Here is a 22,724-nt window from a genome sequence, read left to right as displayed (position 1 = left end):
TAGCTCCGGGCTTCTGGTATAATGAAAGGTCATTGGGGGATGAAATGACGGAGAAGCAAATGGACTTGGGGAGTGTCATCGATGACTACTGCACGAGGTGCAGGCTCATAATGAATCATTCCGTAGTTGCGATCGTCGATGGGGATGTAAAGAAGGTAAGATGTCTCACCTGCATGACGGAACACCCTTACAGGAAGTGCAAAGGGGGAAAGAAAAAAGACGGCGTTCAATCTCTCTTCGATCAGGTTCTTGCAAAAGTTTCGAGACCCTACCAGCCGACTCCACCACCCAGGAAAAAGAAGAAGTAAACACGGAGAAACTCTATGGAACTTCGCGAGCCTTTGAATGAACTCGTAGCATCACCGCTGGACTTCGTCAGGAAAGAGAACTTCCCACGACCGGAAGAGATCAGAATCTACGATACGACCCTGAGGGATGGGGAGCAGACGCCTGGCGTGGCCTTCTCTCCAGAGCAGAAATATGAGATTGCCAGGATGCTCAGCGACATTGGGGTCCATATAATCGACATGGGATTTCCAGGAGCGGCGGCATCTGATCGAAAAGCACTTCAGATGATCATGCAGGGGAAGGAGAGGGGCGAGATCAGGGAAGACCTCGAGATCCTCGTCATGTGCCGGAGCAACATCAAGGATATCGACGTCACGATGCAGGCTCTCAGAGAGATCGGGATAGATCCAAAGAAAGTAACCTTCTTCATCTTCACCTCCGGTTCGGATCTTCACCTCAAGTACAAGATTGGGAAGACTCTTCTCAAGAGAGAAGGGAAGGATCTGACCGAGTGGCTCGACCTTCCAGTTTCCTTTTACAGGGAAGCCAACATCAAGATGGCCTGTGAAGCTATCTCATATGCCCGTGGTAAGGGGATCAACTCCATAGAATTCGGAGGGGAGGACGGATCGCGCAGCAACGTCAATTACATGATCGATCTGGCCGGAGCCTGCTATGAGGCGGGAGGGACGCGCTATTCCTTTCCCGATACGGTCGGCATTTTCACGCCGGAGGGGGTCGACTACTACATCCCGAAACTGGTGAAGGCATTTCCAGAGAAACCTCTTGTCGTTCACTTCCACAACGATTTCGGTCTTGGCGCCATTAACACCGTGAGAGCCATCAGCCATGGAGCCAACGTCCCGACCATGACGACGAACGGCATGGGGGAACGGGCCGGAAATGCCCCGCTGCATCAGGTCATGATGATCCTTAAGGAGCTATACGGGATCGTCATCCCGGGATTCAGGTACGAGAGGCTATGGGAGCTGCGAAACCTCGTGGAGAGACACTCTGGAATACCCGTTTCTCCGTGCGAGCCGATAATCGGCGAGAACGTCTTCACCCACGAATCGGGAATCCACACGGCAGGACTGCTCATCCACAAGGCCATCTATCAAGTCATCGAGCCGGAGAGCGTGGGCGGAAAACTCCGGTTCGTCTTCGGAAAACATTCAGGAGCGGCTGCCATCGAGGAGATACTCAAGAGGAACGAAGATGAGCTTTCGAAAGAAGGGGTGAAGATAACACCCCATCTCGTCAATCTTCTCATGAATCTCGTCAAGGATATCCGCGAGAAGAAGGCTCTAATCAGCCAGCATCTCGAGGGGATCCTGAGCTATTACTCCCATCTGCACCAGCTCGGAATCTCCGAGGAAGATGTTCTCGCCTATGCCATCGTCCTCGGCCGTGACCAGCAGCTCACATAAATCAGAGTTTCCGCCAGTCATCCACGCCCATGGATTCGCAGCGTCGCACTAAAAGAGCAGGGGGTCTTCTTCAGATCAGGATATCTTTTTCCCAGCCTAATTTGATGAGATGAATTCTGCTTAGATCGCTTGTGCCGATGCGGTGTTTCCTATCGGCAAACGTGATGTGTTTCGTCAGCGGTTTCAAGGGGCGCTCCTCACCGAAGAAGAGTTTCCTCTTTCGCTCCAGAATATGAACCCCGACGGCATCCAGAGCGACCGGGTCGTCGGAGAGAAGCAGGGCGTTGTAATTCCAGACATATTTCCTGTTGAAGTGGTGAGGCCCGCGCCCGTAAAAGAGCGGGGTCAGCATGACGAGGATGTTCAGTCGCGTCTTACCCCTCACAATGGGGAGGTTCCAGATGGCTCCTAGGTCTGCACAGATGTCACCGTGATATGCGGATGGTTCTGGGACGAACATGATATAGTTTTTGATGCAGCCTCCCACGCCCGCCCAGTGATGAGTTCTAAGAGGTCGTGCATTGATGAGAGCGGTGCAATCGGCAAGCGAGTTCCTGGCTCCCCGATCGTCGATCCGGATCTTCCTCGGTTCGATCCCTGTCTGGACGAGGCCTTTCATGATGGCTTTCTCAAGCGGCTCTGGAGTGGGAAGATACTTCCAGACATTGCTCTTGATCCCGACCGTGTCGTTTTGCTTAACGAGGAACTTCCACGCTTTCACGGGATCTTTCTCATCGAGAAAGGCCGTGAGGGCCTTCTCGAGCATCTGCCGGATAATCTTTCCGTCGATCTCCCCGTGTTCCTTTATGACTTTCTCGTCTCGAATGAGGATCACCCTGGCTCTTTTTTGGGGAATGGGATTCTCTTCGGCTTCGAGAGGGAAACCGATGGTGGCACCCAGTCCCGCGCAGGTCGTTCCCCTGATGAAATCCCGCCGTGTTATCACTCTGCAATCGTTCATCGTCATGGCATCTGCTCTAGATTCTTAAGGGTTTTTTCGATTGTATTCTGTGCTGTCTTCTCGGAAAGTGCGTCAAAGACGACTACGACGTACTCTTTTCGGAAGGCAGCGCCCGTCCAACTATTGTTTTCCGTCAGAGTGATTCCTGACTCTTTTCCCTCCGGCATGTAGGCGTTCATGAAGGATTCGAACCCCTGCTTTGCCTTCTCCGGAGTTGGGTACCTTATCGCCAGCAGGTTGAACCTCTCCTTTTTGATTATGTATGGAGCAAGGATGGCATCCGTTTCCTCATCGAGGTGCAGGATATTTCCATCGGCTACGAAGTAGTGATAGTTCAGATTGAAGCTCTTGTGGAAGAAACGGACCTGTCCTGATAGCAACCCTTTCCGTGGAAGGAAACCTCCGCTTGCAAAGGAGCCAGGATCGGCTGCGGCAGAAATGGAACGTTCAATCTCCCCCCCCAGTTCCAGGACAGTTTTCCGGGAAGCCTCTGTTTCCTCTTCGGAGGAGATGGATACGAAGAGATTCCCCTTCCAGAATCTCAAGAGCCCATCGGAATATTCAGAACCTTGACCTATTCCCATGTCGTTTCCTTCCCGCTCGAAGGAGAATATTCCGAGGGCATCTTCAGGTTTCCCCATATCAAAAATTTCCACGGTGATGGCAGGATTCTGTTCCTTTTCGAATCTCCTGACAGAGACCTGACGGAAGCTATAGGTGAGATAAACTTCGGCTCCTCCATCTATGTAATCAAAGAGCGTCTCGCGGTCGAAGAGAGCATCCTTCCCGCTGACCTTCCATCCGTTAATCTCAATTGGGATAGCTGCAGACAAACCCATTGTAATACCTTTTGATTGTTCATTAGAATACAAGATCAAACCAAATAAGGCGATAACAAAGATGTTCGAAACTTTTTTCGTGACAGCCATGCTTGACGATTGCGTTTCGAACAGTATTTCGCTTTGACTATTCATATCTCATTCAATATTAACTTAATTTTATCAATTTTGCATGACCGCGGAAAATGGAAGGCAAATCAGTGAGACAATGGAATTCAGGCTGATGTAAAAGGAGGCGTTACATTGAAGCACGAAAAAATTTCTTGCTCTTTATTGAAAGGAGGGTAATATTAAGGCAAAGTTGGAATGGGGAGACTCTTATGTTGATTCTAACTAAATCACGACATTGGATCCTTGTTCTTCTTCCATTAATTTTTATTGTTGCTTTCATATGCTTTTCCCTAACAATCGCCTACTCTCAGACGATCGGGCAGATGACTGATTTCCGAACCGGGAACAACATTCCGGCATCGATCGATCGGACGGGAACGACTGTTGTTTTCGCCTCCTCTGGCAATCTTACGGGCGGAAATCAAGATTTTTCCTTTGAAATCTTCCTCCTGGAGCCGGTTACAAACACGCTGAGGCAACTAACTGACAATGGGGTGGGAGGTGGGATGACCGCCTCCGTCAGCGACGACGGCGATCGGATCGCATTTATGTCGCGGGCAGACCTGACCGGTGAGAACCACGATCAGAGCGCCGAGATCTTCGTAATGAACCGGGATGGTTCCGCCATCCGTCAATTGACGTCGGCGACCCTGGGCTCCAGCGCGGGACCGGTCATCTCCGGAAACGGGAACTGGATCGTTTTCCAATCCTCAGCCGATCTGACCGCGGGAAATGCCGACAATAGCGATGAGATTTTCATCATAAACTGGGACGGGAGTGGCCTTCGACAGCTTACCTCATCTGCCGCTGGATCAAGCGCTGGTGCCAGGATAAGCGATGATGGATCAAGGGTCGTCTTCTCTTCCGATGCGGATCTGACCGGGGGCAACCCGGACGGATCCGAGGAAATATTCGTGATTAATGCGGACGGGACGGATCTTCGTCAGTTGACATCCGCTGCAACCGGGGACAGCAGCGCTCCTTCCATAAGCGGCAACGGACTTAAGGTGGTCTTCCATTCATCCTCAGATTTGACTGGAGGGAACGCAGACGGAAGCGACGAGCTATTTATCATCAACTGGGATGGCACCGGATTGAAACAGCTCACAAATTCCAAGATCAGTCTTCTCGAAGATGGCAACAGCCAGTATCCCAGCATCGACGATAACGGAACCCTCATTGTCTTTCATTCCAACCAGTATTCGGGGTTCCAGAATCTGGATGCTAACTATGAGATATGGAAGATCAAGCCGGATGGGACGGGACTCACGGCGCTAACTTCATCCGCGGTTGAATACGGGAGCTTCCTGCCATCTCTGAGCGGTGATGCATCGCGCGTCGTCTTCATCGCCCTCGCCGATCTGACCAGCGGTAATCCCGACGAGAATCCGGAAGTTTTCACGATCAAGACGGACAAAACCGCCCTGACTCGCCACACCGATACTATATGGGGTTTTACGGGGAGAGCGGCTCTTTCTGCGGATGGGAGGAAGGTAGCCTTCACCTCTTCGGGAGACCTTACGGGAGGAAATGGAGACCTGAATACGGAACTCTTCATAGTTGATGGAAATGGCTCTAACCTGAAACAACTGACCAGCACGACGCTTGGTGATGCTGGGAAAACCTCCATCACCGGAGATGGGGGAAGAATCTCCCTGAACTCCAGCTCCAATTACACCGGTTCCAACTCCGATCTGAACGATGAGATCTTCGTCATGGATTCGGACGGGACAAACATCACTCAGCTTACGAACACGCTTCTTTCAACCAATGAAAATCCTCGAATCAGCAGGAATGGCTCAAAGATCGTCTTTCAGTCGGATGGGAACATGACGGGTAACAATCCCGACAATTCAATTGAGATCTTCGCCGTCGATCCTGATGGCAGCGGGCTTTTGCAACTGACATCGGCGGCGACAGGTTCGAGCGAGAACCCATCGATCAGCGACGATGGAACCATCATAGCATTCCAATCGACATCTGACCTCACAGGGGGAAATCCCGAGGGGAACAGCGAAATATTTGTAATACGTTCCGATGGCTCAGGGCTTGCGCAGCTCACCTCCTCGGCAACGGGAAGTAGTGAATCGCCTTCGCTCAACGGGAGCGGCTCAGAAGTGGCCTTTTCGTCCTCGGCAGATCTGACGGGGAGTAACGCCGATGGGAACGGCGAGATCTTCGTCATGGGAACGGATGGAACCATGCTAAGGCAGATCACCTCGAGCACGGAGGGCTCGAGTGGGGGACCAGCCTTCTCCGCCGATGGCATCTTCGTCATCTTTTTATCAAGTGCTCCCTTCTTCGGCCTCAATCCAGATGGTTTCGTCGATCTATTCCGGATAAGGACCGATGGCTCGGATCTGAGTCGCCTCACGGCCATCCATTTTGGTGGCGGCAGCGAGGCGTCCGTCAATCAGGATGGCTCCATGGTTGCTTTCACCGGACTGGGAGATTATACCGGTCAGAACCCCGACCTGCTTCCTGAGATCTTCATGGTATATCTGAATCTGCCATCAGTACTTCGAGTCAAGAATAAGGAAAACACGCTCCTTTCCTGGGATACCGTTGCCGGCGCCTGGACCTACGATGTCATCCGGGGCTCACTTGATTCCCTTTCCATCGTTGCAGACAGTGTCGATCTCGGCCCTGTTTCCTGCCTGGAAGACGACTCTCCTGATGCCGATACCGTCGGATTTGAAGACCCGGAAATTCCGCTTCCCGGGAAGGGGTTTTTCTATCTCTTCAGATCGTTCGACGGCATTAACAATTCAGGTTACGGCCAATCCTCTTCCGGTCTCAACCGCATTCCATCAACCGGCGACTGTATTCCTTAGTCAGCCTGAAAAGAGTATTCAATAGTAAATCCGGCAAAATTTCTTTAGAATAACGTTCAGCATTCGCCGAAGTTCGGGTATAATCTCTATCTAAAATCTAAAACAAAAAGCTGAAAGCACCGCTTTAGAGGAGGTTCTAATGCTTACTGAATTCAAGAACGAGCCGTTGACCGATTTTTCTGTTGAGGAAAACCGCAGGAAGATGGAGGAGGCTATCTCCTTCGTCGCATCGAAGCTGGGTGAAGAGTATGACCCGATCATCGGCGGGAAGAGGATCAGGATGAAAGACAAGATCCGTTCTTTAAACCCGTCGAAGTTCGATGAGGTCGTCGGGCTGGTCTCCAGGGCAGACGTCAGACTGGCAGAGAAGGCGATAGACACGGCTCTAAAGACCTTTGAAACGTGGAAACTCGTACCCCCGGCAGAACGAGCGCGGTATCTCGTGAAGGCAGCGGCAGTCATGAGAAGAAGGAAGCTCGAACTTGCTGCATGGATGGTCTTCGAGATAGGAAAGAACTGGATGGAAGCAGATGCCGATGTGGCTGAAGCAATTGATTTCCTGGATTTCTATGCGAGGGAGATGATACGCTACTCACAACCTCAACCGACATTGCCCTATGCGGGGGAGGATAACGAACTCGTCTACATCCCCCTCGGAGTAGGGGTCGTAATCCCTCCGTGGAACTTCCCGCTTGCCATCCTGACGGGGATGACCTCCGCTTCCATCGTTGCCGGAAACACGGTCGTACTCAAGCCTGCCAGCGATACACCCGTCATCGCAGCAAAGTTCATGGAAGTCCTGGAAGAAGCTGGCTTGCCACCTGGAGTTGTGAACTATCTGCCTGGAAGCGGTGGCACAATCGGCGACTACCTCGTAACTCATCCAAAGACGAGGTTCATCACATTCACGGGTTCCAAGGAAGTGGGACTGAGGATCAACGCGCTGGCATCTAAGCACCAAAAGGGGCAGATCTGGATCAAGAGGGTCATCGCCGAGATGGGTGGAAAGGACACCATCATCGTCGACAGGGATACCGACCTGGATGCAGCCGTCGATGGAATCGTTAACTCCGCCTTTGGCTTTCAGGGGCAGAAATGTTCCGCTTGCTCGCGCGTCGTCGCCCTAAAGGAAGTCTATGATGAGTTGCTCAGAAAGCTGGTTGCCAGGGTGAAGAAGATAAAGACCGGTCCGGTCAGGGAATATGAGAACTACCTCGGTCCGGTCTCAAGCAAGAACGCCTTTGAATCCATCCTCAACTACATAGAGATCGGCAAGAAGGAGGGGAGTCTCCTCACGGGTGGCAAGAAGGTCCGAAGCGATGGTTGGTTCATCCAGCCGACAATAATTGCCGACGTGAAGCCAAATGCGAGGATCTCCCAGGAGGAGATCTTTGGCCCTGTCCTTGCCATAATCAAGGCGAGGAACTTTGACGAAGCCATGAAGATTGTTAACAACACTGAGTACGGTTTGACAGGGGGTGTCTATTCGAGAAAAAGAGAGCATCTCGAAAGGGCGAGGAAGGAGTTCCACGTCGGAAACCTTTACCTTAACAGGAAGATCACGGGAGCCCTCGTTGCGGTTCAGCCATTCGGCGGCTTCAACATGTCCGGTACCGATTCCAAGGCGGGAGGAAGGGATTACCTCCTCCTCTTCATGCAGGCCAAGACCATCACCGAGAGATTCTGACATGTCCCTCCGCATAATATAAGTTTGGCATCAAGGAGAGGCTCCGTGGCATCAAGAAGATGATCGTCTTCAATCTAAATGCCATAGCCGATCAGAAGATCATCGAGAGATCTTTCAAGTGGCTCCTTGACTTCGCCCTTTAATCTCAACAGTGAAATGTTGTGCTAGATGCGGTTCAGAAGCTCTTCATCAGGACCTCTGGATGTGGTGGTTTCTCATCGACTTTGTGGAACACTTCATCTTTGCTAAGCTTGTGAATCAACATCGCGATGAGGAGGGGAAGGGCAGTGAAGATTCCTATGAAGATGAAGATTCGGTCGATGCCTGAAGTCTGAGCAACGAATCCTGCGAAGGAAGAGGCGAAGGAACCGAATCCAAAGCCAAGCATGAAGCCGATCCCGAATCCAAGGCTCTGCCATCGAAAAGGTGTGAAGTGAGCGACGAGCGAGTTGCTCACCGGCTGGGCGCTGAAATGGAAGAATGCAAAGAGAGAAGCTGAGAGGATCAGCCAGGACTCATGCGAGAGCCCGATCAGCATCGTGAAGGGAAGACTAAGGCCGATGAGCACGGCAAAGAGAAGAGCGGGTCTGACCCTTCTGGAAAGCCATCCCCCAGCGTACTGTCCGAACATCCCCACGAGAAGGACCAGGGTCGTTGCCATTCCCCCTCTGGCGACTCCTGCATGCTGTGCAAAAAGCGTTGTGAGCTTCCCGGAAATGTTCTGACCCATATAGGCAGGCAGGAAGGTCATGACCCCCCTGTAACAGAACCCGCAGAGCATCTGCAGGAGAAAGGTCAGGAGGAGCGCCTTCCTGTTTATCCTTTCGGGAATTCTCACCTCATCGTTCTTCTCAGGACTGCATGTTTCCTTGAAATTCTTTTCCTTCAACCTTAATGAGAAGAGAAAAGCAACCGCCATGATCCCTAAAAAGGCAAAGGCAAAGTAAGATCCCCGCCATCCGAACTTCGCCGCGATGAGCCCTGCGATGAAAGGGGAAAGAGCAAGCCCCATGCTTCCGGATACTCCATGGATGCCGAATGAATGCCCGATGTCCCTTGCATGTCTGGATATGAGGGATAGTCCGGAGGGATGATAGAGGCTGAGAGAAGCGCCGAGAATGGTTAATCCGGCCGCCAGCATATAGATGCCGTTTGAGAAACCGATTATAACCGACGCGATGACGGCTCCAAGCAGACAGATCTTCATGATGTTAAGGGAGCCGACTCTATCGGCAAAATATCCGGAAGGGAGAGAACCCAGCCCGATGAAGAGGTATGAGATATTGGCAAGGATTCCGAGGATGGCAAAATCTATTTGGAATTCCATCCCAACCATCACGAGGACGGTGGGAAAGATGAACTCGTAGGAATGGATCAGAAAATGGGAGACTCCAGTGGCTGCAATGATCTTCCTGTCATTGTTGATCCTCTTCAACATTTGAGTTTGATAAGTCTATTCTCTACCTCATATTCTGTCAACGCTTCACTTCACCTTTCATTGCGGAGTCGGTTTTTGTGTAATAGAATTGATGACAATTTTTGAAGGGGCATCCTGATGATTCTTGAAATCTTTCAGAAGGGCGGAGTGGTCATGTATCCTCTCCTCCTCTGCTCGGTAGCCGCTCTGGCCATCATCATAGAGAGGCTTGTCAACCTGAGGAAGTCGCGCGTTCTGAAGGATTCTAACCTGGATTATCTCGCGGCTCTTATCGATGATGGCATGATCTCAAAAGCTCTCGAAGTCTGCAGGAACCATCCAGGGATTTTCAACAACATCGTAAAGGCAGGACTCGAACATCACCATCTGGGAAGAGAAGATGCCAAGGAAGCCATCATGGATGCCGGGAGACACGAGGTCCCAAGGCTCCAGAGGTACCTGACGACGCTCGGGACCATCGTAGGCATTTCCCCGCTTCTCGGTCTCCTTGGGACTGTCACAGGAATGATGAAACTCTTCAAGGCAATCGCCGATGTGGGCACGGGACAGCCGGGAGCCCTATCATCCGGGATCTATGAGGCTCTCATCACAACGGTAGCCGGACTGAGCATTGCCATCCCATCTCTCGTCTTCTATAACTACTTCCAGAAGAAGGCGGAGGAGGTTGTCATCGACCTGGAACGCAACTCGATAGAGATCCTGAAGAAGCTTTTTGACTACAAGAAACCCCAGTAACGGGGAGATATCGAGAAGAGAAGGGGAATACAACGAGACGATGAGATTCAGGGAGGGAAAAGAGCTGATCGTAAGGATCGACATATCGCCGCTCGTCGATCTCGTCTTTCTTCTCATAATCTTCTTCTCTGTTTCTACCACCTTCATAGAAACATCGGGACTCAAACTTTCCCTGCCGAAATCAACTGGGATCTCCGAGAGGAGGTCGGAAGACATTACGGTCTACCTCACGGAGGATGGAAAGATTCATTTTGGTGGGGAGCAGGTCACGGTTCCTGTCCTCGAAAAGAAGCTACATGAGGCGATTGCATCGGCCGAGAAGAAGTTCGTAATCATCAAGGCAGATGAGAAGTCCAGGCATGGAGATGTCGTGACAGTTATGGATACCGCAAGAAATGCCGGAGCAGAAGGGATAACGATTGCCACCCGAGCCCGATCCACCCCTCAGGAAAACAAATAATGCCCTTCCTCTTAACAGCCAATTATTTTCGGGAATTTTAGAGCAGAAGCAGGCCGACGATAATAAGAACTATGGCGGGAAGAAGCCCGGCCCCGATCTCATATTGGCCGGTGAAGGAACTTGCGAATTCGAAAAGGGGTTGTTCGAGGATCGCAAGCGAGACAACATTGCCGTAAACCATGCCGCCAAGGGCGCCTGCCGAGACAAGGATAGTTCCGATCTTCCTGAATTTCCCTTTAGAGATATCCTCTTCCGACATCAAGTCGTTATAGAGGAGCCCCCACTTTTCCACCCTGTTGTACAGGGCATAGAGGAGGATCGGGCTGAGGATAAGGGAGACTATTGTGTTATTGATGAGGATGACGTTGCCGAGGGCTATGAAGGGGACGAGTCCCATAAAGTGAAGCCCCCATCCGATGATCAGGGCGCATGCCGCACTGTTGACCAGGACCATGACGATAAACCCCATCCATGAAAGAATGGAATCTGGAAGAGGCCTCTTCCTGCTCCAGGAGGTCCAGAATTTATAAGGGATATAGCCAAGCAGAAGGTTGCCGAAAAAGCCGAAGATCGTTCCCGGCCCGAGCGTTCCGAAAGTATCACCAATAAGGTTGCCAATTGCTGAACCCCAGGCCCCTGCCGGTCCGAAGAGGAACGAGAAGAGGACGGGAAGAGCGTTGGCCGGCCTGATCTCCGTGGCCCCCGGGATGATCGGTATCGGCTTGAAGGGGATCAGAACCGAAGCATAAATGGCGGCACAGACAGCGGTCAGCACGATCATCCTCGTGCTCTTCCACATCGTCACTAAATCCCTCATAATATCCAGTTCTCCTCCTCATTGCCGGTGCGCAGAGCACCCGCCCGATCAATCTTTTGAAACCTCTCCTTATTTATTAATTGAACATTATTCCGCAATTAATTACATTTATCAACCCGGCATTTTAAGAGCTTTTGAAGATGATCGCAGATGAAGCTCCTCCGATAGCTGATGCGTCATGCTTGACATTACTTTTATGTTGAAAAATGATCTTCCGGGGATTAACTTAAAAAGTAAGATACTCTGAAGAGGTTCGATGCGAATAATCGGCGGAACCGTGAAAGGAACCTTGATAAAATCCCTTAAAGGAGAGGAGGTCAGGCCAACATCGGACAAGGTCAGGGAAGCCCTGTTCGACATCCTTTACGGGCGCCTCGAAGGGGCTACCTTCCTCGATTGCTATGCGGGTTCCGGAGCGATCGGTATCGAGGCTCTCAGCCGGGGTGCCTCAAAGGCCGTCTTTGTCGAGAAGGACGGGAAAGTGGCGTCCCTCATCAGACAAAACTTGACCAAGTGCAAACTCGAGGAGAAAGCCATTATCATTAAGGGGGACTTCGAGAGCTCTGTCGGGGATATAAAGAAGCATCAGGATTCCTTCGACATCGTCTTTGCCGATCCCCCTTATCAGGGGGCCGATTACCGAAAAATCGTGGAGATCGTCGAGGGAGAAGGGCTGCTTGAGGAGAACGGGATACTGATCATTGAGCATCTCAAGAAGGCAGAAGTGCCGGCAGAATGGAATCGGATCAGGAGTTTCAAGCGAAAAAATTACGGGCAGACCACCCTCTCCTTTTACCAGTCCAGATGATCATAAAAAATAAATTGTTGATTTTTTGGAATTTAATAAGTTATCATTTAGTCCTTTGTATGTTCATCATTGAGTTTAAAAATTTCATAGGATTTTGAGAGAGGAGACAACAATGAAGATCAGGATAGGGGTAGCAACGGTCATATTCTTAGGATTTGCTTTTGTCCTCATTGCGCCTCTGCTATTCGCCGGGAGCATTCATGAGCATCCGCCAAAACCTCACTTCCCTCCAAAGCACGGGAAGTGGGTGAGGGGGCACTGGACTCCATGGGAGCCGCCGGAGCCCGCCGAGGGTGCTTACATCATCCAGCCCGGTGATACCCTCTGGGACCTTGCCCAGGAATTTCTTGGCGATCCATTCCTGTGGCCCCAGATCTGGGAAGAGAATAAATATATCCTCGATTCACACTGGATCTATCCTGGCGATCCTCTCGTCATTCCGGCCAAACCGATAGTCGTGCCAAAGGAGGAAGAGAAACCTCCTGCCGTTGCGGAGAGACCTGAGGTCCCGCCAGCACCACCCGAGAAAGAGGTTCCACCGGCTCCACCGGCACCCGCTCTGTATCCTGTAGCAAGCATGACCGACATGTACTGCTCGGGCTATATCGAAAGATCGCATCAGGCTTCTGATATGAAAATTGCAGGCAGAGAGGAGGTAAAGAAAGAAGGGCTGGCTGAGGGAGACATCGTTTACATAAACAGGGGCCATGCCGATGGGATCAAGGGGGGCGATAAGTTCTTCGTCATCAAGGAAAGCAGGGAGATCAAGCATCCGAAGCAGAGAAAACTGTATGGAGTCGAAATCGTAAGACTAGGGACTATCCAGGTTATTGCCGTTCAGGATAAAACTGCGACAGCCCAGATCATCTTCTCATGCAGCGACATCAATACGGGCAATGAACTTCTTCCATACCATGAGATCCCCATACCGATGACTGAGGGTTCCACTTTCGACCGATGGCAGACGGAATTTTCAGGAAAGCCGACTGGTTTCATCATTGACACGAAAGATGGCATCGAATCAACCGGTGAGGGACATATCATCTACATCGACCTGGGAGACAATGCGGGAGTAAAGCCTGGAGATTATCTGAGGATATACAGGCCAAATTCCGATGGCAAGGACCTCCCGAGGATCATGCTAGGAGAGATGGTGGTTCTGACTGTCCAGCCTGAAAATTCCACCGGGAAGATCGTGAGCTCTGTGAAAGAGGTCATGAGGGGAGACCTGGTCGAGCTGAAGTAAGGACTATCCCTTAAGCTCCTCTTCCGAAAAAACCTCCGCCGAGAATTTTTCTATCTTGGCTCCCTTCTTCCAGGCATCTCTGGGGAGCCCGGCCTTTATGCATGTATGGGTGAGGAAGGTTTCTCTGTCCCAGTGATATTCCGTGGCAACCTGGGGGAGCAAAAGTCCTTTGCAATATTCCTGGGTGATGATCAACCCGTGCTTTCCAATAATGATCTCATTGATGTCTCTGACCAGCTCGGGGTAAGAGAGCACAGAGATCTCCAGGCTGCTCTCTGCAAGTTCTTCGAGGCTCAGGGGTTCGAATCGGTAGTCTTCCGTTGCGGCTGAGATGGCGCAATCGATGACCGTTTCATAGAGGGGTTTCACGGGGAAGATGTTCCCGATGCATCCTCTCAATTGCCCTCCCCTGTGAATGGAGACAAAGGCTCCCGAATTTCTCCTCAGGGCTTCATCTTCCGTGGAATAGATGAACCGCTTTTTCTCCTTCAGGTGGAGGTCGATCGTCTTCCTTGCGATCCTGAGGAGTTCTTTCTGTTGATCTACGTTCAGCATGATCCTCTGCGTTCGTCCGACATGGAAAATTTTTTCTGATTATAACACAAAAGGAGTTGAAAAAATTTTGCTATGGCGTATATTTATGGCGGTTTTAAATCACTGAAAAATTTTTATTTGATCTTAGAGAGAAATTTTTTCTTTAAAGGGGGCTAAGCTTTTATGAAAGGAATCATCGACAGACTCATTCATGAAATGATAGACAAAGGGATAAAGCTCGAAGAAGCAAAAAAGGAATTCGAGAAGAAGTTCATTGCAGCCGCTTTGGAAAAAAGCAGCGGGAATAGATCCAAGGCCGCCAGAGTCCTTGGCGTTCACAGGAACACGATCAGCAATAAAATAAGCAATCTCAAGATCTAAATCGATTAGGTTCCGGTCTTCTCCTGTCAGGCTTCCTATCGCGCATAGCCGCTTTCCTGCTTAACCTTATCCGATCCTGGCCATCGATGTCGATGACTTTCACGAGAACCTCATCCCCCTCGTGGAGTTCTTGATTGACATCGCGGATCCTGTAGTCGGCGATCTCGGAGATGTGGAGCAAACCTTCCACACCCGGCAGTATTTCAACGAAAGCGCCGAAGTTCACGATTCTCGTAACCTTGCCGACGTAGATCTTTCCGATCTCCGCTTCGGCCGTTATTTCCTTGATGATCTCCATTGCCTTCAGAGCGGATGGTTCATCCACCGAAGCAATGTCCACTTTTCCGTTATCGTCGATCTCGATTTTTGCTCCTGTCCTCTCGATGATGGACCGGATCATCTTTCCTCCAGGACCTATCACTTCACCAATCTTGTGTTTAGGGATGGTCAGCGTGAATATCCTTGGTGCAAAGGCAGATATGTTCTTCCTGGGTTCGGCGATTGTGTTGTTCATGATTCCTAGGATAAAATGAATTCCCTGACGCGCCTGCCCGAACGCCTTCTGCATGATTTCGGGTGTCACCCCGTCAATCTTGATGTCCATCTGAAGAGAAGTTATCCCCTTTGCCGTTCCCGCAACCTTGAAGTCCATGTCGCCATGATGATCCTCGGCTCCGGCGATGTCGGAGAGAATGGCAAACCTGTCTCCCTCCTTGAGGAGGCCCATGGCGATGCCGGCGACCGCTCCCCGCACGGGGACCCCAGCATCCATGAGAGCAAGCGACCCTCCGCAGATCGAAGCCATCGACGAGGAGCCGTTCGATTCAAGGATGTCGGATACGAGCCTGATTGTGTATGGAAATTCAGTATCCGGGGGGATAAGGGGAAGAAGTGACTTTTCGGCGAGAGCTCCGTGTCCGATCTCCCGTCGTCCTGGACCTCTCAGAGGCTTGACCTCACCAACGCAGAAGGGTGGGAAGTTGTAATGCAACATGAATCGCTTCTCGGCTTCCCCTTCCAGCCAGTCAATGGTCTGGGCATCTGCAGAGGTTCCAAGCGTAGCCGTGACAAGGGCTTGAGTCTCCCCTCTTGTGAAAAGGGCTGAACCATGGGTCCTCGGCAGGAGCCCAACTTCTGTTCGAATGGGGCGGATCTCGTCAAATTTCCTTCCATCGAACCGCTTTCCGTGGACCAGAACTTCCTCCTTAAGGATCTCATTCTGGATCTCCGAAAAGGCTTTGGAGGCGGCGGCCAGTTTTTCCTCGTCCCCTTCCGGGATGTCAGAGGTAATTGATTGAAAGATCTCATCCACACGCTTGTAACTGGCAATCTTCCCTCTAATCTGCATCGCCTCTCTTATCTCGTCCTTCCTGGCATTGATCATCGCCTGAAGGTCTGGCGGGATCTCTCTTCGTTCGCAGCTCCTCTTGGTTACATTCCTTTCGGCCATCATTTCTTTCTGCACGGCCACGATGTTTTCTATTTCCCGATGCCCGGCTATGATGGCTTCCATCATCTCCTGCTCTGTGACCTCCTTTGCTCCTGCCTCGGCCATGACGATCTCCTTTTCAGTTCCGGCTATGACGAGATCAAGACGGCTCTCATCGAGCTGCGCGTAGGTTGGATTGACGACGAGGGTGCCATTTACAAGACCGACCCGGACTGCCGCAATGGGAGCCTTGAAAGGGATGTCTGATAGGGAAAGGGCAAACGATGCTCCCGTGACGGCAAGGACATCCGGATCGTTCTCCAGGTCTGCTGAAAGAACGAGCGCGATAACCTGTGTCTCAAAGTTCCAGTCCTCAGGAAATAGAGGCCGTACGGGTCGGTCGATGAGACGGGAGGTCAGGACTTCCTTCTCGTTGGGTCTTCCCTCTCTCTTGAAGAATCCTCCGGGTATCTTCCCAGCAGCATAAGTGTTTTCCCTGTAATCGACTGTAAGAGGGAGAAAGTCCACGCCTTCTCTGGCTTTCTTATCGGCAACTACAGTCACCAGGACGACAGTGTCACCGTAACGGACAAGGACATTTCCATCGGCCTGACTTGCCATGATTCCGGTGGAGATGGACATGACTCTTCCACCAACGCTTATCTCCTTTATTTGACTCAACTTTTAGATCTCCTTTTTTTCTTGTTCGTTCTTTGAACGCACTCTGTCCCATGATTGTGGATTCTGCAGATCTGCATAAATATCTTCCTGACCGCGTAAGTCAGAGAGAGCCTGTATCATGATCTCAGGGTAGCATTCATCTAGAGAAAGTGGGGATCATAACTTGGGGGATTTCTTTGTGGGATCTAATTAAATTAAGGGCTATAGATTTTAATAATAAAATGTGTATGAAGGTTATTAAATGAGTGCTTATAAGAACCCTTAATTCTTTTAATTCCCACTCTTCATAATCCTCTCTCTGTCCTACTTTCTCAATCCGAGCTTATCGATGATATCGCGATACCTTTCGATATCCTTCTTCTTAAGGTAATCGAGGAGCTTTCTCCTCCTGCCCACCATTCTGATGAGCCCCTGTCTCGAGTGATGGTCTTTTTTATGTGCCTTGAAATGTTCCGTAAGATCTTCAATTCTTTTGCTTAGAAGAGCGATCTGCACCTCAGGGGACCCTGTGTCTACAGTATGCTTCTTGAACCGCTCGATAATAAAGCTTTTCCTTTCCTTGTTCAGGGGCAAAATCAATTTCACCTCCTTTTATTTGGGCAGTAATCTACCATACTTTTCCCGCCTTGTAAAGGCTGCGTCCTTTGCAAAAAGGGGGGCTCATAAGGCCCCCCTTCAGGTCAGCCTAGTGCTCGTCCTCAAGAAGCCCAAAAGCAGAATCTTGAAAGTCGTCCTTTCCCCATATTGCTGAAGCGCCTACCGTCAGCTCCTCTTAAAATTTTTAAATATTAACATAACAGTTTCTGATAAGTAAATTCTTTTTTGCCTCTCCATTTTTGGAGTTTCCTAAGTTCCACAATATTCAGGAAATTCCAATCCATTTTTTATATTGACTCAGTATGAACCTGAGGTGTATAAAATTCCACTGATTGTAAAAAAATAGCAATGGTTTCTGTGAAAACTGAGAATAGGAAAGGGTAGCTTATTAACCGGGAGCTGACGCTTCGAAAAAAACTTGCCTGGGTCTTTCTTCTCTACTTTGCGGAAGGATTCCCCTATGGCATAGTCAAGGATGTCCTTCCAGTCTATTTTCGGGAACATGGTTTGTCCCTGGCCGGAATCGGGCTTTTCTCGTTGCTCGGGATTCCATGGACGCTGAAATTCCTCTGGTCTCCCCTTGTGGACCGCTTTGGAGAGAAACGGCACTGGGTGACCTCTTGCCTGATGGCAATGGCAGTGCTTGCTGTTTTGGTCCCTTTCTTTAAACCTGTTGTCATGACTCTGAGTCTGTGGATCGTCCTTTTAGGCTTTACTATGGCATCAGCGACTCAGGACATAGCCATAGATGCCTATACGATCGGCCTCATGGACCGAGGAGAGGAAGGGGAGGCCAACGGTATGAGAGTCACTGCTTACCGCATAGCGATCATCGCTGGCGGTGGAGGAATTGTCATCCTGTCGGAATCGATCAGGTGGAAATATCTCTTTCTGATGGCCTCCATCATTTTTTGCATTCTCGCCTTTAGATCATGGCACATTCCCAGGATCATTGTTCCTGTTGAAAAGCGCCGGGAGTGGCTTACGGCCTTGAGATTCTGGCTTAGCCAGCCGGGAGCCATGGCGGTCCTTCTATTTGTCATCATATACAGGCTGGCCGACTTTACGATAGGTCCGATGATTAAACCTTTCTGGCTTGACAGGGGTCTCTCGGCAGGAGAGATCGGTGCGGTCTCCATATCGCTCGGTGTGGTAGCCACCATAGCAGGAGCTCTGCTGGGCGGCCATCTTACGACCAGGTGGGGGATCTTTCATGGCTTATGGATACTCGGCTTTGCGCCGGCTCTCTCCAATCTGGGTTATGCCGCCATCGCATGGATAGATCCGCCTGCGCCGGATATCATGATGACCTTTTCGTCCTTTGCGAGTTCCGGATTCATATATGCGCTTAAGGAGCCGGCACGGGCCATGATCTACTCTGCATCGCTCCTCGAATCGTTCACCGCGGGTCTCGGGACGGCCGTCTACCTGTCATTTCTTATGAGGATCTGCCAGAAGGAGTTTGCCGCGACGCAGTATGCACTCCTTTCCGCACTCTTCGCGCTGGCTCGCGATCTTTCGGGTGCTCCAAGCGGATGGTCTGCGGAGATCCTGGGTTACTCATCATACTTCACGCTGACTTTCCTTCTTGCCTTCCCAGCCTACCTTCTTCTTCCATGGATCCGATCCTGGATACGCGAGGATAGATAATGGTCTATGCCTTAAACTTTTAGTATAATATGCAGCCCGATTTTGCATCATTGATTCTTAATCGACTGAGCTTTGAAATTGCTATAATTCGGCGTCTAAATTGAAGGAAACGCAGTTTTTCGGAGATCCAATCAAGAAATTAAAGGGAGTGATTCTATGAAGATACGCATCGGCATAATGGGTCTGGGAAGGATCGGGAGAAACGTTTTCAGGATGCTCTATCCACGGGATGATATCGAGGTCATGGCCGCCGTGGATATTGCAGACCCCGTCGCCCTCGTCTATCTCCTGAACTTCGACACAATCCATCGGCGCTTCTATGCGACGATAGGCATCGATGGCAACATCATGGATGTCCGGGGAAAGAAGATCCCGATACTGCCCTTGAAGGCTCCCGGAGACGTTGACTGGAAAGCTCTTGGTGTGGATATCGTCATCGAGGCGACTGGAAAGTATAAGACGCGGGAACTCCTCCAGAAGCATCTTCAGATGGGTGCCAAACGGGTCATCCTGACGTCCCCTCCCCAGGGTGAAGTGGATGCGCAGCTCGTCCTTGGCGTGAACGATCATCTTCTCAATGCGGATAGCCGGATCGTGAGCGCATCATCCATTGCCGCCAATGCCATGGCTCCCATCTGCAAGATCCTCAACGACAGTTTTGGGATCAAACACGGGTTCATGACGGCGGTACATGCCTATACCGATGACCAGCGCCTTGCCGATGTTGCACATGCCGAGATCCGCAAATCGAGAGCGGCCGCCGAGAACATCATCCCGGCCGAACTCTGGTCTCCCAGAATTGTCGAGACGATCCTGCCCGAGCTTTCCGGAAAACTCGATGGCATGGCTTACTGTGTTCCCGTTCCAGATGGAACGGCGGTGGACATGGTAACCATGATGAGTCGTCCTGTAACAAAGGAAGGAATCAACGAAGCCGTAAGAGCCGCGTCAGAAAAGCATATGAAGAACATAGTGGAGTACACAGATCAGCCGATTGTATCTTCTGACGTCATCGGGAATTCTCATTCCGCTCTTTTTGATAGCCTATCGACCCAGGTCCTCAATGGAGATATGCTCAAGACTATAACCTGGTTCGATAACGGCTGGGGATATGCAGCCAGGATTGTGGATCTGATCTGCAGGCTATCGGAATTGAAATAAAAGAAAATCGAATAGGAGAAGCGGCTTATGAAAAAGATAAAGGTTGCCATCAACGGATTTGGGAGGATCGGAAGGGCAATCTTCCGCATCCTGAGCGATAGAGAGGACATTGAAGTAGTTGCCATCAACGACATTACGGATTTCGAGACGCTCGCCTATCTCCTTCGTTACGATACCGTCTTTGGTCATTTCCCCGGTGACGTGGTGCTTCAGGGCAGGGTGCTGACGGCGGGGAAGCATAAGCCGCGGCTGTTCATTGAAACGGATGTGACAAAGCTGCCATGGAAGGACCTTGGAGTGGATTATGCCATAGAATCCACGGGCAAATTCCGGAAGGCAGAGCAGATCTCGCAGCACCTGGAATCTGGCGCCAAGAAAGTTATTCTTACAGTTCCGGCAAAAGACGACATCGGAGTCATGGTTGTGCTTGGAGTCAATGATCAGGTTCTTAGACCGGAGCATAAGATAATCTCCAACGCATCATGTACGACGAACTGTCTGGCTCCGGTAGCCAAGGTCCTTCACGAGAGGTTCGGGATTCTTAAGGGATACATGACGACCGTTCATGCCTATACGAACGACCAGCGTCTGGGAGATATCCCGCACAGCGAACTGAGACGTTCGCGGGCTGCAGCCGAGAATGTCATCCCGACTACGACGGGCGCAGCTCGCGCCGTCGGGAAAGTCCTTCCAGAGCTCAATGGAAAGCTGGATGGGATTGCCATGAGGGTGCCTGTCGCCAACGGTTCCACCGTGGATCTGGTCGTGCAGCTTGCGAAACAGACCGATACAAAGGCTATCAATGCTGCCATGAAGGAAGCCGCTTCCAGACCGCCGCTCAAAGGAGTCCTTGAGTATACAGAGGAACCAATTGTCTCATCAGACATAATCGGGAACCCGCATTCCTCCATATTCGATGGGCTGAGCACACGCGTCCTTGGAGAGAACTTCGTCAAGGTCGTCTCCTGGTACGACAATGAGTGGGGCTATTCCTGCCGTATTGTTGACCTCATTCAAAAGCTTGCAACCATGGAGAACTAGACGGCTCTCTATCACGATGATGAAAAAGAAAGTTCTCTTTCTTTGCACTGGCAATTCTGCGAGGAGCCAGATGGCGGAAGGATTGTTGAAACATCTGGCGTCTGACAGGTTTGAAGTATTCAGTGCAGGAACAAATCCAGAGGCTGTTCATCCTATGGCCATAGAGGCAATGATCCCCATCGGGATTGACATCTCGAACCATCGCTCCAAATCGATTCGCGAATTTCTGGGTCAGACATTCGATTTCGTTATCACCCTCTGCGACAGCGTAAAGGAATCCTGCCCTGTCTTTCCCGGTCAGTACCGAGATATTCACTGGAGTCTCACGGACCCCTCCGATGCCGTAGGGACAGACGAAGAAATGCTTTCGGTCTTTGCCGAGATTCGCGATGAATTGAGGAGAAGAATCCTGAATTTCATCGAAGGCAGCGGAGAATAATCGGGGATGGTGGAAGCTTGATGTGGGCGCAGCACAAGGTAGAGATAGGCATGGAGGCATCACACCAGGCGGGAAGTCGTGAAAAATCGATCTATGCGAGCCCCTCACAGAGAACCGTGCTTAGATAGCGATCGGCCCTATCGGCAAAGATCAAGATGAAATTCCCCTTTTTAAGACGCTCGGCCCATTTCAAAGCGGCAAAGAGAACCGCACCGGAGCTGATACCTGCATAGATCCCTTCTTCTCTGGCGATTCTTCTCGTCATCTCCACGGCGTTCTGATCGGAAACCCTTTCCACATGGTCGATGAGTGAAGGATTGTAGATCTTCGGTATGTATTCTCCATTCATATGGAGAAGGCCCTCGATCTTGCTGATCGGCTTTTCCGGCTCTACGGATATGATGAGGGCATTACGATTGACTTGCTTGATGCGTCTGGCGCATCCTATGATCGTTCCTCCTGTCCCGAAACCGGCGACCAGAACGTCTATTTTTCCGTTCATCTGGCTGATGATCTCGGCAGCCGTCGTGTGATAGTGTGCGTTCACATTGTTCTCATTCCCGTTCTGATCGAAATAGAAATATTTCTCGCTTTCGGTTCTTGCAAGCTCTTCCGTTGCTTTTATATGACTGTTCTGGTCTTTCCCTGATGTTAACACGATCTCTACGCCTCCCAGAAGCATGGTCTTTCTTCGTTCGATGCTCTTCGTCTCAGGCATGAATATCTTAACTTTGTATCCTTTGATAGCAGCCACCATTCCCAGGGAGATCCCCGTGTTTCCGGAAGAGGCCTCGATAATAATTTTCTCCCGGGTCAGGCTTCCCTCTTCTTCCGCGCGCTCGATCATGTATTTGGCGATCCTGTCCTTCAAGGAACCTGTAGGATTCATCCCTTCGATCTTGGCGAACATCTGAACACCAGGAAAGGGGTTCAGATGGTTGAGACTTACCAGTGGCGTGTTTCCGATCCCGTCCAGTATTGTTGCATTCAGATATCTCATATTTCCGATTTCATAAAAATATTATATTTTATCAATAGTGTCCCAACGTTCGAATGACGACTAATCGTAACACAAAGAAATTATTGAGCATAGTTAAGGTAATGGTTTTTACCGATTTGGACATGGAATCCCTTCAATGCCATACTTCCTCGACTCT

Annotated in this window: 21 protein-coding genes; 13 read left to right on the top strand and 8 right to left on the bottom strand. The window is 50.6% G+C overall.

The features are described 5' to 3' along the window. Window positions 1-44 precede the first annotated feature (44 nt). Together AB1756_09355 and AB1756_09350 are read left to right on the top strand one after the other, a co-directional pair. The gene (locus AB1756_09355; protein MEW5807535.1) at window positions 45-308 is read left to right on the top strand and encodes a hypothetical protein; all 264 of its coding nucleotides are present in this window, start codon (window positions 45-47) and stop codon (window positions 306-308) included. A 15-nt stretch (window positions 309-323) separates the two neighbouring features. Then, window positions 324-1,718 (top strand): hypothetical protein, encoded by a 1,395-nt coding sequence (locus AB1756_09350; GenBank protein MEW5807534.1) that lies wholly within the window; start codon window positions 324-326, stop codon window positions 1,716-1,718. Window positions 1,719-1,788: 70 nt separating this feature from the next. Here the strand turns inward: AB1756_09350 and AB1756_09345 are convergent, their stop codons facing one another. Further along, a complete protein-coding gene (locus AB1756_09345; GenBank protein MEW5807533.1) occupies window positions 1,789-2,679 on the bottom strand; it encodes a DUF362 domain-containing protein in 891 nt (296 codons plus the stop codon). A gap of 2 nt (window positions 2,680-2,681) precedes the next feature. Then, complete coding sequence (locus AB1756_09340) at window positions 2,682-3,518, bottom strand: DUF6599 family protein (protein ID MEW5807532.1); 837 nt, start codon at window positions 3,516-3,518, stop codon at window positions 2,682-2,684. 434 nt (window positions 3,519-3,952) lie between these two features. Between AB1756_09340 and AB1756_09335 the strand changes: the two genes are divergently transcribed. Both AB1756_09335 and pruA read left to right on the top strand, forming a co-directional pair. Beyond that, window positions 3,953-6,463, top strand: coding sequence for a hypothetical protein (locus AB1756_09335; GenBank protein ID MEW5807531.1), 2,511 nt, complete (start codon window positions 3,953-3,955; stop codon window positions 6,461-6,463). A 139-nt stretch (window positions 6,464-6,602) separates the two neighbouring features. Beyond that, entirely contained in the window at window positions 6,603-8,150 is a 1,548-nt protein-coding gene (gene pruA / locus AB1756_09330; GenBank protein MEW5807530.1) for an L-glutamate gamma-semialdehyde dehydrogenase, read from the top strand. Between the two features lie 175 nt (window positions 8,151-8,325). Here pruA and AB1756_09325 read toward each other — a convergent pair whose 3' ends face one another. Next, the gene (locus AB1756_09325; protein ID MEW5807529.1) at window positions 8,326-9,588 is read right to left on the bottom strand and encodes an MFS transporter; all 1,263 of its coding nucleotides are present in this window, start codon (window positions 9,586-9,588) and stop codon (window positions 8,326-8,328) included. A gap of 117 nt (window positions 9,589-9,705) precedes the next feature. Between AB1756_09325 and AB1756_09320 the strand changes: the two genes are divergently transcribed. After that, window positions 9,706-10,323 carry a MotA/TolQ/ExbB proton channel family protein gene (locus AB1756_09320; GenBank protein MEW5807528.1) on the top strand — a complete coding sequence of 206 codons (618 nt, stop codon included), beginning with the start codon at window positions 9,706-9,708 and terminating at the stop codon, window positions 10,321-10,323. Further along, entirely contained in the window at window positions 10,301-10,783 is a 483-nt protein-coding gene (locus tag AB1756_09315; GenBank protein ID MEW5807527.1) for a biopolymer transporter ExbD, read from the top strand. Before AB1756_09320 ends, AB1756_09315 begins: the two co-directional genes overlap by 23 nt. Before the next feature lie 37 nt (window positions 10,784-10,820). On the opposite strand, the gene AB1756_09310 is transcribed toward AB1756_09315, so the two are convergent. After that, window positions 10,821-11,600, bottom strand: coding sequence for a QueT transporter family protein (locus AB1756_09310; protein ID MEW5807526.1), 780 nt, complete (start codon window positions 11,598-11,600; stop codon window positions 10,821-10,823). Window positions 11,601-11,856: 256 nt separating this feature from the next. On the opposite strand from AB1756_09310, the gene rsmD reads away from it, so the two are divergent. Together rsmD and AB1756_09300 are read left to right on the top strand one after the other, a co-directional pair. Then, window positions 11,857-12,408, top strand: a complete 552-nt coding sequence (gene rsmD, locus AB1756_09305) for a 16S rRNA (guanine(966)-N(2))-methyltransferase RsmD (protein MEW5807525.1) — start codon at window positions 11,857-11,859, stop codon at window positions 12,406-12,408. 112 nt (window positions 12,409-12,520) lie between these two features. Next, complete coding sequence (locus tag AB1756_09300) at window positions 12,521-13,654, top strand: LysM peptidoglycan-binding domain-containing protein (GenBank protein MEW5807524.1); 1,134 nt, start codon at window positions 12,521-12,523, stop codon at window positions 13,652-13,654. Between the two features lie 3 nt (window positions 13,655-13,657). Here the strand turns inward: AB1756_09300 and amrA are convergent, their stop codons facing one another. Continuing rightward, window positions 13,658-14,209, bottom strand: coding sequence for an AmmeMemoRadiSam system protein A (gene amrA, locus AB1756_09295; protein ID MEW5807523.1), 552 nt, complete (start codon window positions 14,207-14,209; stop codon window positions 13,658-13,660). 162 nt (window positions 14,210-14,371) lie between these two features. On the opposite strand from amrA, the gene AB1756_09290 reads away from it, so the two are divergent. Continuing rightward, window positions 14,372-14,569 carry a helix-turn-helix domain-containing protein gene (locus AB1756_09290; protein MEW5807522.1) on the top strand — a complete coding sequence of 66 codons (198 nt, stop codon included), beginning with the start codon at window positions 14,372-14,374 and terminating at the stop codon, window positions 14,567-14,569. Here the strand turns inward: AB1756_09290 and pnp are convergent. Further along, window positions 14,559-16,679 (bottom strand): polyribonucleotide nucleotidyltransferase, encoded by a 2,121-nt coding sequence (gene pnp / locus AB1756_09285; GenBank protein ID MEW5807521.1) that lies wholly within the window; start codon window positions 16,677-16,679, stop codon window positions 14,559-14,561. The two genes, AB1756_09290 and pnp, sit on opposite strands and share 11 nt — an antisense overlap. A 303-nt stretch (window positions 16,680-16,982) precedes the next feature. Beyond that, window positions 16,983-17,252 (bottom strand): 30S ribosomal protein S15, encoded by a 270-nt coding sequence (gene rpsO, locus AB1756_09280; protein MEW5807520.1) that lies wholly within the window; start codon window positions 17,250-17,252, stop codon window positions 16,983-16,985. Between the two features lie 411 nt (window positions 17,253-17,663). Here rpsO and AB1756_09275 point away from each other — a divergent pair, with 411 nt between their 5' ends. From AB1756_09275 to AB1756_09260, 4 genes are all read left to right on the top strand, one after another. After that, the gene (locus AB1756_09275; protein MEW5807519.1) at window positions 17,664-18,926 is read left to right on the top strand and encodes an MFS transporter; all 1,263 of its coding nucleotides are present in this window, start codon (window positions 17,664-17,666) and stop codon (window positions 18,924-18,926) included. Window positions 18,927-19,082: 156 nt separating this feature from the next. Continuing rightward, complete coding sequence (locus AB1756_09270) at window positions 19,083-20,087, top strand: type I glyceraldehyde-3-phosphate dehydrogenase (GenBank protein ID MEW5807518.1); 1,005 nt, start codon at window positions 19,083-19,085, stop codon at window positions 20,085-20,087. Between the two features lie 27 nt (window positions 20,088-20,114). Continuing rightward, window positions 20,115-21,128: a type I glyceraldehyde-3-phosphate dehydrogenase gene (gap, locus tag AB1756_09265; GenBank protein ID MEW5807517.1), complete on the top strand. Its 1,014-nt coding sequence runs from the start codon at window positions 20,115-20,117 to the stop codon at window positions 21,126-21,128. 16 nt (window positions 21,129-21,144) lie between these two features. Continuing rightward, window positions 21,145-21,567 carry an arsenate reductase ArsC gene (locus AB1756_09260; GenBank protein MEW5807516.1) on the top strand — a complete coding sequence of 141 codons (423 nt, stop codon included), beginning with the start codon at window positions 21,145-21,147 and terminating at the stop codon, window positions 21,565-21,567. Window positions 21,568-21,658: 91 nt separating this feature from the next. Here AB1756_09260 and AB1756_09255 read toward each other — a convergent pair whose 3' ends face one another. After that, the gene (locus AB1756_09255; protein MEW5807515.1) at window positions 21,659-22,567 is read right to left on the bottom strand and encodes a cysteine synthase family protein; all 909 of its coding nucleotides are present in this window, start codon (window positions 22,565-22,567) and stop codon (window positions 21,659-21,661) included. Window positions 22,568-22,724: the final 157 nt, after the last annotated feature.

This window comes from Acidobacteriota bacterium (assembly GCA_040752675.1).
Lineage (GTDB): Bacteria > Acidobacteriota > Polarisedimenticolia > JBFMGF01 > JBFMGF01 > JBFMGF01.
The sequence above is the reverse complement of the archived record's forward strand: the minus strand, read 5'-3'. Positions and strand labels throughout refer to the sequence as shown.

Coding starts and splice junctions, on each gene's coding strand:
- AB1756_09355 (MEW5807535.1), top strand. CDS start 45: ATGACGGAGAAGCAAATGGACTTGGGGAGTGTCATCGATGACTACTGC.
- AB1756_09350 (MEW5807534.1), top strand. CDS start 324: ATGGAACTTCGCGAGCCTTTGAATGAACTCGTAGCATCACCGCTGGAC.
- AB1756_09345 (MEW5807533.1), bottom strand. CDS start 2,679: ATGAACGATTGCAGAGTGATAACACGGCGGGATTTCATCAGGGGAACG.
- AB1756_09340 (MEW5807532.1), bottom strand. CDS start 3,518: ATGGGTTTGTCTGCAGCTATCCCAATTGAGATTAACGGATGGAAGGTC.
- AB1756_09335 (MEW5807531.1), top strand. CDS start 3,953: ATGACTGATTTCCGAACCGGGAACAACATTCCGGCATCGATCGATCGG.
- pruA (MEW5807530.1), top strand. CDS start 6,603: ATGCTTACTGAATTCAAGAACGAGCCGTTGACCGATTTTTCTGTTGAG.
- AB1756_09325 (MEW5807529.1), bottom strand. CDS start 9,588: ATGTTGAAGAGGATCAACAATGACAGGAAGATCATTGCAGCCACTGGA.
- AB1756_09320 (MEW5807528.1), top strand. CDS start 9,706: ATGATTCTTGAAATCTTTCAGAAGGGCGGAGTGGTCATGTATCCTCTC.
- AB1756_09310 (MEW5807526.1), bottom strand. CDS start 11,600: ATGAGGGATTTAGTGACGATGTGGAAGAGCACGAGGATGATCGTGCTG.
- rsmD (MEW5807525.1), top strand. CDS start 11,857: ATGCGAATAATCGGCGGAACCGTGAAAGGAACCTTGATAAAATCCCTT.
- AB1756_09300 (MEW5807524.1), top strand. CDS start 12,521: ATGAAGATCAGGATAGGGGTAGCAACGGTCATATTCTTAGGATTTGCT.
- amrA (MEW5807523.1), bottom strand. CDS start 14,209: ATGCTGAACGTAGATCAACAGAAAGAACTCCTCAGGATCGCAAGGAAG.
- AB1756_09290 (MEW5807522.1), top strand. CDS start 14,372: ATGAAAGGAATCATCGACAGACTCATTCATGAAATGATAGACAAAGGG.
- AB1756_09270 (MEW5807518.1), top strand. CDS start 19,083: ATGAAGATACGCATCGGCATAATGGGTCTGGGAAGGATCGGGAGAAAC.
- gap (MEW5807517.1), top strand. CDS start 20,115: ATGAAAAAGATAAAGGTTGCCATCAACGGATTTGGGAGGATCGGAAGG.
- AB1756_09260 (MEW5807516.1), top strand. CDS start 21,145: ATGATGAAAAAGAAAGTTCTCTTTCTTTGCACTGGCAATTCTGCGAGG.
- AB1756_09255 (MEW5807515.1), bottom strand. CDS start 22,567: ATGAGATATCTGAATGCAACAATACTGGACGGGATCGGAAACACGCCA.